At 45.7% G+C, this 12,374-nt stretch carries 10 protein-coding genes; 5 read left to right on the top strand and 5 right to left on the bottom strand.

Annotated elements, in window-relative coordinates; all coding sequences use genetic code 11:
* Positions 1-125 precede the first annotated feature (125 nt).
* Complete coding sequence (locus GA0116948_RS02575) at positions 126-527, top strand: MarR family winged helix-turn-helix transcriptional regulator (RefSeq protein ID WP_240619117.1); 402 nt, start codon at positions 126-128, stop codon at positions 525-527.
* A gap of 31 nt (positions 528-558) precedes the next feature.
* Here GA0116948_RS02575 and GA0116948_RS02580 read toward each other — a convergent pair whose 3' ends face one another.
* The 3 genes from GA0116948_RS02580 to GA0116948_RS02590 form a co-directional block, all read right to left on the bottom strand.
* Positions 559-1,812, bottom strand: a complete 1,254-nt coding sequence (locus GA0116948_RS02580) for an MFS transporter (RefSeq protein WP_170876064.1) — start codon at positions 1,810-1,812, stop codon at positions 559-561.
* Between the two features lie 160 nt (positions 1,813-1,972).
* Positions 1,973-2,620 carry a DedA family protein gene (locus tag GA0116948_RS02585; protein WP_089708677.1) on the bottom strand — a complete coding sequence of 216 codons (648 nt, stop codon included), beginning with the start codon at positions 2,618-2,620 and terminating at the stop codon, positions 1,973-1,975.
* Positions 2,621-2,694: 74 nt separating this feature from the next.
* A complete protein-coding gene (locus tag GA0116948_RS02590; RefSeq protein WP_089708680.1) occupies positions 2,695-3,972 on the bottom strand; it encodes a dicarboxylate/amino acid:cation symporter in 1,278 nt (425 codons plus the stop codon).
* A 255-nt stretch (positions 3,973-4,227) separates the two neighbouring features.
* Between GA0116948_RS02590 and GA0116948_RS02595 the strand changes: the two genes are divergently transcribed.
* Positions 4,228-5,718: an amino acid permease gene (locus tag GA0116948_RS02595; protein ID WP_089708682.1), complete on the top strand. Its 1,491-nt coding sequence runs from the start codon at positions 4,228-4,230 to the stop codon at positions 5,716-5,718.
* A 142-nt stretch (positions 5,719-5,860) separates the two neighbouring features.
* Positions 5,861-6,571: a YebC/PmpR family DNA-binding transcriptional regulator gene (locus tag GA0116948_RS02600; RefSeq protein ID WP_089708684.1), complete on the top strand. Its 711-nt coding sequence runs from the start codon at positions 5,861-5,863 to the stop codon at positions 6,569-6,571.
* A gap of 143 nt (positions 6,572-6,714) precedes the next feature.
* Here the strand turns inward: GA0116948_RS02600 and GA0116948_RS02605 are convergent, their stop codons facing one another.
* Together GA0116948_RS02605 and GA0116948_RS02610 are read right to left on the bottom strand one after the other, a co-directional pair.
* Positions 6,715-7,443 carry a response regulator transcription factor gene (locus GA0116948_RS02605; RefSeq protein ID WP_089708685.1) on the bottom strand — a complete coding sequence of 243 codons (729 nt, stop codon included), beginning with the start codon at positions 7,441-7,443 and terminating at the stop codon, positions 6,715-6,717.
* Between the two features lie 488 nt (positions 7,444-7,931).
* Positions 7,932-10,325, bottom strand: a complete 2,394-nt coding sequence (locus GA0116948_RS02610) for an alpha-ketoacid dehydrogenase subunit alpha/beta (protein ID WP_089708686.1) — start codon at positions 10,323-10,325, stop codon at positions 7,932-7,934.
* Between the two features lie 213 nt (positions 10,326-10,538).
* Here GA0116948_RS02610 and GA0116948_RS02615 point away from each other — a divergent pair, with 213 nt between their 5' ends.
* Entirely contained in the window at positions 10,539-10,970 is a 432-nt protein-coding gene (locus GA0116948_RS02615) for a DUF1573 domain-containing protein (protein ID WP_089708687.1), read from the top strand.
* Positions 10,971-11,123: 153 nt separating this feature from the next.
* Positions 11,124-12,326, top strand: a complete 1,203-nt coding sequence (locus GA0116948_RS02620) for a pyridoxal phosphate-dependent aminotransferase (RefSeq protein ID WP_089708689.1) — start codon at positions 11,124-11,126, stop codon at positions 12,324-12,326.
* The last annotated feature ends 48 nt before the right edge of the window (positions 12,327-12,374 follow it).

The following is a 12,374-nucleotide window of genomic DNA, read 5'->3' on the forward strand; positions in this document are numbered from 1 at the left end:
CTTTTAATTCAGTAGCGTATTACTGCAAACGCTGCGGGCTATACACAAGTTTATCTAAATAGGATATGTCAAACATTGAAAAATTGATTTCGCAAAGGAATTTCAGGAGTGAGTACCACAAGGGTATGGTCGGCCTTATTTTCGTCGGAAACTGGATTGTATCAAAGCACCAGCAGTTTTTCAAACGTTTCGACATCACCATGCAACAATACAATATCCTGCGCATCCTGCGGGGGCAACACCCAGGCACTGCCAATATCAACCTGTTAAAAGACCGAATGCTTGATAAGATGAGCGACGTTTCCCGGCTGGTGGAGCGATTGCGCAAAGCGGAATTGGTAGACCGGAAAAGTTGCGAATCCGACCGCCGCGCCGTAGCTGTAGCGATCACCCAAAAAGGCCTAAAATTATTGGACGCCATCGATGAACAGTTCGATGAATTACAATTGGATATGACCTCTACCCTTTCAGAAAAGGAAGCCTTACAATTAAATAAGTTGTTGGATAAGCTTCTAGGGAGCTATTGATCATTCCCATTAAGACCATTAAGAAATTCTCTTAAATTTCTTCCGTATAATTTAAGTCTTTCCCAAATGTTTCCGGTATCGTATACGCCGCCAGCAGCGCCACCCCAATGGTCAAACAGGCTACGATAGCGCCGCTTTGCAGGTAACTGAAACTTTCTTGTAGCCCTTTAAATAAAGCCGTAATGGCCAGCAGCATTCCACGGGCAAAGTTGGGCACTGTAGTAGCCACCGTAGCCCGCACATTGGTACCAAAACTTTCCGCTGCAATGGTCACAAAAATAGCCCAGAACCCGACGCTGATGCCCGACACAAGGCACATGGTATAAAATGCCGTGGCCGTCACTCCTTCCATGTTCAGGTATATACCCACACACGCTGCATTTAAAATTAAAAACAGTAGCATCACCTTACGCCGGCTTTTCCATAACTGACTGATATAACCACTGCTAAAATCGCCGATCACCAATCCAGTGTAGCAGAAAGCCACGGCATCGCCCGGGTTAATGGGCGACTGCACTTGCAGTTCTACACCGAAACGGTTGGAAAAGGCCATCAATATACCTATTACAAACCAGGTGGGAGTTCCTAACAGCACGCATTGCAGGTATTTTATAAAACGTTTCCTATCGGTAAATAAGGCCCAAAAACTACCCCGCTTGGCATCACTGGATTTGATAGCGTTAAACATGCCCGACTCCAATACACTTACCCGCAGTACTAATAAACCCAGCCCCAATGCACCGCCTATAAAATAACATACCCGCCAAGCTTCCACCTGTTTAAAATGGTCGGCAAATTTATAAATGAAATTGGCCGCTACCGCGCCACTCACGCCCACTGTGGCTACGATCATAGTGCCATAACCGCGTTTTTCCTTTGGCAATATCTCCGATACCAACGTAATACCCGCCCCCAACTCACCCGCCAAACCCAGGCCCGCCACGAAACGCCACACCAGGTAGCCCGTAGTACCGGATACAAAACCATTGGCAATGTTGGCGATGGAGTACAACAAAATAGAACCAAATAATACACTCAACCTTCCTTTTTTGTCGCCCACAATACCCCAGAGAATGCCGCCCAGCAGCAGTCCAGCCATCTGCACATTAATAAGCAGCAGCCCCGTATGATTGTCAATATCATCCGGCGAAAGCCCCAGCGACTTCAGGCTGGGCACCCGTACGATGGTAAAAAGCAGTAGGTCGTAAATGTCAACAAAATAGCCCAGCGAGGCCACAATTACGGCTAAACTAAAGATAGATTGCGCCCGTTGTGAAGACGACATAAGTGGAATATTTAAATACGGAACATGGAATAAGGGTGAAAGATAATTGTTATTTGTTAATTGTTATAACTAAAGCCTCCATTCTCTTCTCCTGCGCCCCCCAATAAAAACGCCGTTCTACTGGGCGTAGAACGGCGATGTTATATTTTTCATCAACAGATCAGGAAGGATTTATAGGCTTAGTCTTGCCGAAAATCAGCTTCAGAATTACCGGCAGCGTAGTGATCAGAATTAAAATGACAATAATTATGTCTAACCGGTGTTCCAACTCAGGGAAGGCCCTACCCAGGAAATAACCAATAGACATCATTGAAAATACCCAGCTAAAAGAACCCAGTAAATTATAAATCATAAAACGCCGGGAATCCATCTGCACAATACCTGCCACAATCGGCGCAAAGGTGCGCACAATGGGTAAGAAACGGGCCAGGAAAATGGCACCGCCACCATATTTTTCAAAAAATTCTTTTGCCTGGTACAAGTGTTTTTTCTTAAAAAAGAAGGTATCCTTTCGGCTAAATAATAACGGACCCGATTTGCGCCCGAACCAGTACCCCACATAATTACCCAACACTCCTCCCAGGGCTACCAACACCATTACCACGAACAATGGAGTGCCATGCAAACTGTCTACAATATCTTTCCCATAAAATCCTGCAATAAATAATAAAGAATCGCCTGGCAGGAAAAAGCCCACAAACAGGCCAGTTTCTGCGAAGATGATCAGGATCAACAAATAAAAACCACCATGTCCTATAATCCACTTCGGGTCCAATAACTCCTTAAACAATTCTATTATCTGATGCATGAATTAAAATATAAAAAAGTTTGAATTTGCCAGCGCCGGGAATAGTGATCCGCCGGGCCACGAATGTAAAATTTTTAACGTTGCTCTATTCCATTATTATAGGTTGAAGCCGGTAAAGGTCTCAACAATCCTTCCCATTTAGACACCACTGCGGCAGCTATTGCGTTGCCCACCACATTCGTAGCAGAGCGGCCCATATCCAGCAGGTGATCAATGGCAAGCAGCAAAATAAGCCCTCCTTCTGGAATATGGAACATAGGCAGTGTACCAGCAATCACTACCAGCGATGCACGCGGTACACCCGCTATACCCTTGCTAGTAAGCATCAGCACCAGCAGCATGGTCACCTGCCTGTCCAGCGTAAGCGGGATGCCGTAAGCCTGTGCAATAAACAAACTGGCAAAGGTCATATACATCATGGAGCCATCCAGGTTAAACGAATAGCCTAGGGGCAGTACAAAACTTACAATTTTCTTGTCACAGCCAAATGCTTCCAATTGTTCCATGGTACCGGGGTAAGCTGCTTCGCTGCTGGCCGTACTGAAAGCCATGATCACCGGTCCTGCCATCCGTTTCAGCAGTGGAAAAATTGCACCCCGCAGTACCAGCCCCCCCGCCACCGTCAATACTAACCAAAGTAACGCCAGCCCCAGGTAAAACTGGGCTATGAATTTCAGGTACACATACAAAACCGATAATCCCTGTGTGGCAATCACCGAAGCCAATGCTCCAAAAACTGCCAATGGGGCAAAATGCATCACATAGCCTGTTACCTTTAGCATAATGTGGGCCACGCTGTCCAGCAAGTGGATCACGGGCGCGGCTTTTTCGCCAATGGCCGCAGCGCCAACCCCAAAGAACAATGCAAATACCACGATCTGCAAAATCTCATTCGTCGCCATAGCGTCTATAATACTGTGCGGAATGAGGTGGTGAAGAAACACTTTTAGTGAGATAGATTCGTGGGCCACGCCCGCATCTGCATTGACAGGCGGCAATGGCAGGCTCAGCGATAAACCGGGTTTTAGCACGTTTACCAGCACCATTCCGAGGAACAAAGAAATTAAACTTGCACTGACAAACCACAGCATCGTTTTCCCTCCAATGCGACCCACCGCCTTCAGGTCGCCCAGTTTGGCCACCCCCACTACCAGGGTAGAAAATACCAGCGGGGCAATAATCATCTTGATCAGTAACAGAAACATATCCGTGAGCAGCGAGATATTATCTGAAAATATCTTAATTGTGGCCGGGGATGTGGTGCGGTAGGCATTACTCACCAACCAGCCGGTGAAAATACCAAGCAACATTGCTCCAAAGATGAATAAGGTAAGCCTGTTTGGGCGCTTCATGCAAATAATTTGTTATATAATATTTTGCTCCCGCCCTTTCGGAAATCAGCCCATCGGGAATAACGATAGAAGAAGAAACCTATGGCACTTTGTGCAAAAAGATGTTCAAAAATAAGGTATCCCGCTAAAATCGCCGGTCACAGCGGAAAAAATAAAAGAAGGGATAACAATTTGGCGTTAACATGTTATATTTGGCGATCTCTAAATTGCTTAGCAACCTAATCTGCTTAATCTAAATCAACCACAAGAACCAATATGGGCAAACTTTTTGTAAGAAAGCCACTGAGTCTTTTATTGTCTGAAGCTGACAATTCAGAAAAAGGTTTAAAACGTACGCTGAGTGCTGGATCGCTTATAGCACTAGGCATCGGTGCCATCATTGGCGCCGGTTTGTTTGTTAGAACAGCCACTGCGGCCGGACAACACGCCGGATCTGCGGTAACTATTTCTTTCATCATTGCCGCCGTAGGCTGCGCATTTGCAGGTCTTTGCTATGCGGAGTTTGCTTCTATGATACCCATAGCGGGAAGTGCCTACACTTATTCTTACGCCACCCTGGGAGAACTTGTTGCCTGGATCATTGGCTGGGACCTGGTGCTGGAATATGCACTGGGAGCCGCTACAGTAGCAATTTCCTGGTCGGAATACCTTAATAAGTTATGTGTCTCACTATTCAACTTTTCTATTCCATACCAATGGTGCCATTCTCCCCTGCAATCCTCTGCAGACGGCGTAAGCGGTATCATTAACTTACCGGCGGTATTAATCCTCTTTTTGCTTTCTATGCTGCTCATCCGCGGTATCCAGCAATCTGCAGTGGTGAATGCCATTATTGTAATTGTTAAAGTAGCTATTGTAATCCTGTTCATTTGCCTGGGCTGGAAATTCATCAACCCGGCAAATCATACTCCTTACTTGATCCCTGCCGATGCAGGTACCATTAGCATGGGGGGCGATAAGCTACTAGACTACGGGAAATTCTGGAATCACGGATGGGGTGGTGTAGTATCTGGTGCAGGCGTAGTATTCTTCGCCTTTATCGGGTTCGATGCCGTATCTACCGCCGCTCAGGAAACTAAAAATCCTAAAAAGGCTATGCCCATCGGTATCCTGGTATCGCTGGTTATCTGCACCGTACTATATATCCTGTTTTCCCACGTAATGACAGGGGTAGCGCCTTACAAAGATTTCGTAACTGCCGGTAGTGAAGCCTCCGTGGCCTATACGATCGATACTTATATGCCGGGTTACCACTGGCTGTCGCTCTTCGTTACCATCGCCATCCTGGCTGGTTTCTCTTCTGTAATTCTGGTAATGCTTTTGGGCCAAACCCGTGTATTCTTTTCTATGGCCAAAGATGGCCTCGTACCGCCGGTGTTTGCCAAACTGCATCCCAAGTTCCGCACGCCCTATAAATCGCAGTGGCTGTTTTTTGCTTTTGTTTCCGTATTCGCGGCCTTCCTGCCAGAATCCATCGTAGGTGACATGACCAGCATTGGAACCCTGTTTGCCTTTATCCTGGTTTGTATCGGCATTATTGTAATGCGTAAACGGAACCCAGAAATTCCCCGCGCTTTTAAAACACCCTGGGTACCCCTCGTTCCAATTTTGGGCGCCTTTGTATGTCTGCTCATGGTGGTAGGTTTGGGCCTGCCCAACTGGCTTAGGCTTATTGGCTGGCTTATTATCGGGTTCTTCATTTACTTTGGTTACAGTGTAAAACATAGTAAGGCTCGCAAGCTCTAAATTAACTTTTACCATAAAAACGCTCCTGTCCCGCTGGTACAGGAGCGTTTTGTTTTTAGCTTTGCCAGAAACAATATATTTTTGCGTTGCTGAAACCGCAAGCATTTGCGGCGGCAATGCACATTTTAATTTAATTCATACAATGGGAAGGATATTTGAAGTAAGAAAGCATACCATGTTTGCCCGCTGGGATCGCATGGCAAAGCAATTTACCCGTATAGGAAAGGAAATCGCAATCGCTGTAAAAGCCGCAGGTCCCGAACCTGATAATAACCCCGCCCTGCGCCGTTGCTATCTTAACGCCAAGGCAGTAAATATGCCGAAAGATCGTGTAGAGGCCGCCATCAAGCGCGCTATGGGTAAAGACATTTCCAATTATGAAGAAGTGATATATGAAGGCTATGCCCCCCACGGCATTGCCATACTGGTAGAAACCGCAACCGATAATACCACACGCACCGTTGCCAATGTACGCATGCATTTTAATAAAATGGGCGGTAGCCTGGGCAACAGTGGCTCCGTAGCTTTTATGTTTAACCGGGTAGGAGAATTCAAAGTGAAAAACGAAGGACAGGATCTGGAAGAACTGGAACTTGAACTAATCGATTACGGACTGGAAGAAATTGGGGAAGACAGCGAAGGCAATATTATTATCCGGGCCGCTTTCAGCGAATTTGGTAATATGTCTAAAGCATTGGAAGATAAAGGCCTTACACTCATTAGCTCCGAACTGAAACGTATTCCGCTTAACACCGTAGAATTACCAGAAGACCAGGCCAAGGAAGTATTGGAACTGGTAGACCGGCTAGAGCAGGATGAAGACGTACAGCAGGTATTTTACAACCTAAAATAAGCCAATGCCGTACGTGGAAAGTCTCACTGGTATCCCTGTGTGAATTATAACGTAACAGCTTCCACTCCAGCCTGGTATAAAATACTAAAACGCCTTCCGTTGCCGGAAAGCGTTTTTTTATTTTTTAAACATCCCTATTTAAATCAATTATGCAAGGCTGCAGTCGTGTAAGAGGGGCGGGTTTTATTATCGAAAGAAAACTTGAACCCTAGACCATGCATGGTTTCTATTTTCACGGAAGGGTCTACACGGAAATGCTTGCGCAGGCGAGTCATATATACGTCCATACTGCGGCCCACGAAGAAATCATCGACGCCCCATACATGCATGAGGATAGTTTCACGTCTGACCTTTTTATTGGCATTTTCACATAAATATTTCAGCAAATCCGCTTCTTTGGGAGGAAGGCACACACAGGTACCGGATTCTGGATGCAGTATTTTTAATTCGGTATAGTCGAAGGTTAAAGTACCAATATGATAAAGCAGCCTCCGGTCTGGTTGAAGCCGGGCGCGTTTCAAAAATACTTTGATGCGCAAGGCCAGTTCTTCAAAATTAAATGGTTTGCCCAAATAGCCATCAGCGCCGGAATTAAAGCCCATCATTTTGTCTTCTTCCATAAACCGGCTGGAAATAAAGAACAAAGGCACGTGCCCGTCTTTTTGGCGTATTTCCCGGGCCAGCTCAAAACCGTCTTTGCCCGGCATCATCACATCCAGCAAGCAGGCGTCAAAAGGGCGCTGCTGGAATGTTTCCCATCCTCGCTCCCCGTTTTCACAACAAATAACTTCGTAGTCTGCCTTTTCCAAATAGCGTTTCAACACTTTCGCAAAGAAATGATCATCTTCCACCAGAAGAATTCCTGCTTTCATACTTAGGAGCTGTTTAGATTAGATAATAGGTATTGCGGTTAAACCTTTCATAGTATGTGTACAAAATGGGGTAACATGCTCTCAATTAAATGTACCCATATCTACTATACACTTCAAAAGCAATTTAGTCACACTCTCCTATACCATTCATTTTGTTCATTATTGCTCGAAGATATTTTTCCCTATTATAAAATCCTCATAAACCAGCTACCAGTAAGGATTTACATGAATTTTCAAGTCTTTTTTAGTGAATAAGAAGTTAATAACACTTGTAAGTGTTCGTCACATGAAACGGAATCTTATTTTTGAAAGGATAGTTTTTATTTTTTAACTAGTTGGTTTTACATCCAGTAATGCTCTGACTGTTTTTACGGTCGGAGCTTTTTCTTACAAATTGCTGCTACGACCTTATTTGGTCACTCTTTTATGGCAAAAAAAAACGCAGAACCTTGTAGTCCTGCGTTCTATGTATTTTTTTATTTTCCGCTTTATTCTTCCATCATTTCCATCACTACCCGAATCACATCTTCCACATTGGGTTTGGAAAAATAATCACCGTCAGACCCATATGCGGGGCGGTGCGCCTGCCCGCTCAGTGTACGGGGCGCCACATCCAGCCAGCGATAACCTTGCTGCACTTCCATTACCTGCTGGAACATAAAAGCCGAGCCCCCGCCAGGCACATCTTCGTCCAGAAACAGGATGCGATTCGTCTTTTTCAATGACTCCACAATGCTGTGGTGTATATCAAATGGCAGTAAAGTCTGCACATCGATAATCTCCGTAGAAACGCCAAATTCCTCCAGGGTGATGGCAGCTTCTTCCGCAATACGCAGCGTAGAACCATAAGATACAATTGTAAGGTCGGTCCCGGATTTTATTACGTCCGGCACCCCCATGGGCACGGTAAAAGTATCCAGGTTGCTGGGAAGCTGCTCCTTAAGGCGATAGCCATTGAGAGGCTCTATTACGATAGCTGGTTCATTAGCAGCCAAGAGTGTGCTATACATACCTGCAGCCTGTACCAGGTTGCGGGGAACGCATACATTAAAACCGCGCATTGAGTTCACAATCATGCCCATTGGAGACCCGGAATGCCAAACGCCTTCCAGCCGGTGGCCGCGGGTACGCACAATGAGGGGACAATGCATAACGCCCGCCGTACGATAGTGCAGGCTGGCCACATCGTCACTCAGTGGCTCCAGACCATAAAGTAAATAATCCAGGTATTGAATTTCCGCAATTGGTCGAAGTCCGCGCAATGCCATACCAATACCTTGACCCATAATGGTCAACTCCCGGATACCTGTATCAAACACCCTATGTTTGCCATGCTTCTGTTGTAGCCCGGCAAAACCCTGGTTTACATCGCCAATTTTGCCCACATCTTCGCCGAAGGCAAATACCAAGGGATTATTTCCCAGCAACTGATCAAAATATTGGTTAATCACCTCGTATCCATTAATCAATACAGGCTCACCTTCATATGCTGCGGGTACTATGGGAACATTATGCACTGAGTTGACGCCAGTAGCGTGCAACAGGCTGTTGTAATTTATATCTTCCTTTGCTTTTGTTGCTTCGAAAAAAGTTTTCAAAGCCGCCAATGCCGGGCTTTCCGCCTTGCGGAAGCGCAGCAGCACCTGGCTGATGCCTTTTAATACATCCCTGCGCAGGGGTTCGCGGTTATTTAGTAACTCCTCCAAAGTGTTTTTTACGAAATCCACCGCTCCATTACCTTCTGCCACCAAGGCCTGTAGCAATGCGGAGGCCTCCTGCACTTGTTGTTGAATAGGAGCTGCGTATTTATCCCAGGCCGATTTACGGGCTTCCAGGGCAAATGTTTTAGCTTTTACCTCAATATCTTTCAGGGTAAGCTCGTCTGATAAGGCATTTTCCAAGATCCATTGCCGCATTTTGTGGTTACAATCAAATTCTTTTTCCCAGGCTATGCGTTCTTTACTTTTATAACGCTCGTGCGATCCGCTAGTAGAATGACCCTGCGGTTGTGTAAGCTCTTCCACATGAAACAATGCTGGCACATGTGTATCCCGGATCTTGCGGATAGCCACTTCAAATACCTCGCACATACCGGCGTAATCCCAACCTTTTACATTGTAAATGTCGAACCCATTAGAATTCTCCGTTTTACGGAAACCTTCCAAAGCTGTGCTGATAGAGCCTTTGGTAGTTTGATACTTGCGCGGTACAGAAATGCCATATCCATCGTCCCAAACAAATACTGCCAGTGGCACCTGCAACACACCTGCAGCATTCATGGTTTCCCAAAAATGACCTTCTGATGTAGAGGCATCTCCAATGGTAGTAAAACAAATTTCGTTGCCTTTATTGGATAAATTAGTAAGCCCATGTAAGGACTCTACCTCGCGGAATACCTTGGATGCGAAAGCCAGTCCCAACGACCGCGGCATTTGCGCAGCGGTAGGAGAAAGATCGGCGGCAGTGTTTTTCTGGGCGGTAAGATTTAACCACTTGCCGTCAGCACCCAGGTTGGGGGTAGCAAAGTGGCTATTCATTTGCCGGCCTGCGGAAAATGGGTCATTGGCCAAGTCCGGATCAGCATATAATTGGGAGAAAAATTGCTCGGGAGTTGCAATGCCGGTTGCAAAAGCAAATGTCTGGTCGCGGTAATACCCAGAACGAAAATCACCGGGCATGAAGTACTTGGACATGGCTACCTGGGCCAGTTCCTTGCCGTCCCCAAAAATGCCAAATTTTGCTTTGCCGGTAAGCACTTCACGGCGGCCCAGCAGACTGATCTCCCTGCTTTCGCAAATTATTTGGTAGTCGCGCAACACCTCTTTCCTGAACTCTTCGAACGACAACCGGCTTTCCATATTTTTAGTGGTTTCAGTATTCATGCCTGGCGCTTAAAATTCACTTAAATTACAAAAGTAAGGTTAATTTATGCAGATGGAAAATGACTGAAATTCAGGCCTTCCAAGAAATTTATTTTTTTTAATAGGATTTTAATATTTTGTGAGTCCATTCACATTTATTGGCTGTAATTTTGTTTAAATCAAAGGCAAATAAACATTTTTTTTAACCAATCGTCTAAAAACCCTTATTAGCATATGAAAAAGTTACTCTTATCCCTGTTTGCATCTGCACTTGTAGCCACCGCTGCTTTGGCTCAGGCCCCCACTACCGCCGCTCCTGCTGGTCCGGATGCCTTGGTAAAGTTCAAAACTGAAAGTATCAATTTCGGCAAAACAACCCTGAACAAACCCGTTTCAGTGGATTTCGAATTTACCAATATTTCCAAACAGCCCGTGCTGGTGGAAGCTGCACGTGCTTCTTGCGGCTGCACCACTCCAAAGTGGACTACAGAGCCGATCCTGCCTGGCAAAACTGGCAAGGTTACCGCTAATTATTCTGCAAATAGTGTAGGTAATCAAACCAAAACTATTTGGGTGAAATTTAAAGGTGTAGATCAGGATAAAGAACTGAAACTAAACGGTGAAGTGCTGACCGCTGCTCCTGCTGCCGCCGCAAAAACTAAATAATTATTTCAGGTAATAGCGCCCTGCAGCTACCCCGCTGCAGGGCTTTTTTATGTCCATGCAAGAATAAAGCCCGTTGCCTTTGCCATCTAATGCCTCGGTTACCAGCCTTTTGATGTGTTTACCTTACTTTTGCAATCCAAACTATATCGTTTCATGACACCAACCATCAGTCAGCGCGGCCAGCAAATGCCCGCTTCACCGATCCGTAAATTAGTACCGTTCGCAGAAGCGGCTAAAAAGAAAGGCGTAAAAGTATACCATCTCAACATCGGCCAGCCCGATATTGAAACACCGAAAGCGGTACTGGACGCAGTTAGACACTCCGATTTTAAAGTGTTGGAATACAGCCATAGTGCCGGTAATGAAAGCTACCGCCGCAAGCTGGTGACGTATTACCAACGTTTTGGCGTGGAAGTAACACACCAACAGATCATTGTTACCACAGGTGGCTCTGAAGCCATCCTCTTTGGTTTCCTGGCCTGCCTGGATGCCGGTGATGAAGTGATTATTCCCGAACCTTTTTATGCCAACTACAATGGTTTTGCTACTGAAGCCGGCATTATAGTGAAAGCCGTAACATCCCAAATCAATAATGGTTTCGCCTTGCCAGACCTGTCGCAGTTTGAAGCACAGATCACACCCCGTACAAAGGCCATCGTTATCTGTAATCCTAATAACCCCACCGGTTATGTGTACAGCCAGGAAGAACTGGAAACTCTCAGCCAGCTTTGTTTAAAATATGGACTATTCCTCTTCAGTGATGAAGCTTACCGCGAGTTTTCCTACAACGGCGCTCCTTTCTCCGCCCTTAACCTGAAAGGCATGGAAAATAACGTAGTGGTAATGGACACCATTTCCAAACGTTACAGCGCTTGTGGAGGCCGTATTGGTGCCTTTGTAACGAAAAATCAGGCCCTACTGGACGCTACAATGAAACTGGCCCAGGCCCGCCTTAGCCCGCCTAGTTTTGCCCAGATTGCTGGCGAAGCCGCTGTAGACCTTCCCTCTGATTATTTTAACGGTATTAAAGCAGAATACCAGCACCGGCGTGACATATTAGTGAAGTTGCTCAATGAAATTCCCGGCGTATACTGCCCCAACCCAGGTGGTGCCTTCTATGCAATCGCCAAATTACCAATAGACGATGCCGATAAGTTTTGCCAGTGGTTATTAGAATCTTTCTCCTGGGAAAACCAGACCGTTATGCTGGCTCCAGCTACCGGTTTTTACGCCACACCCGGACTGGGCCGGCAAGAAGTGCGCTTAGCTTACGTGCTAAATGCCGAAGATATTGAAGCTGCCATGCAATGCCTGACCCAAGCACTCTACGTATATCCAGGTAAAACACAGATATAATACATTATAATTAATTTTATATTTATTTTTTTAGACAAAAACATCATT

The sequence above is a fragment of the Chitinophaga costaii genome, assembly GCF_900094705.1.
GTDB classification, from domain to species: Bacteria; Bacteroidota; Bacteroidia; order Chitinophagales; family Chitinophagaceae; genus Chitinophaga; species Chitinophaga costaii.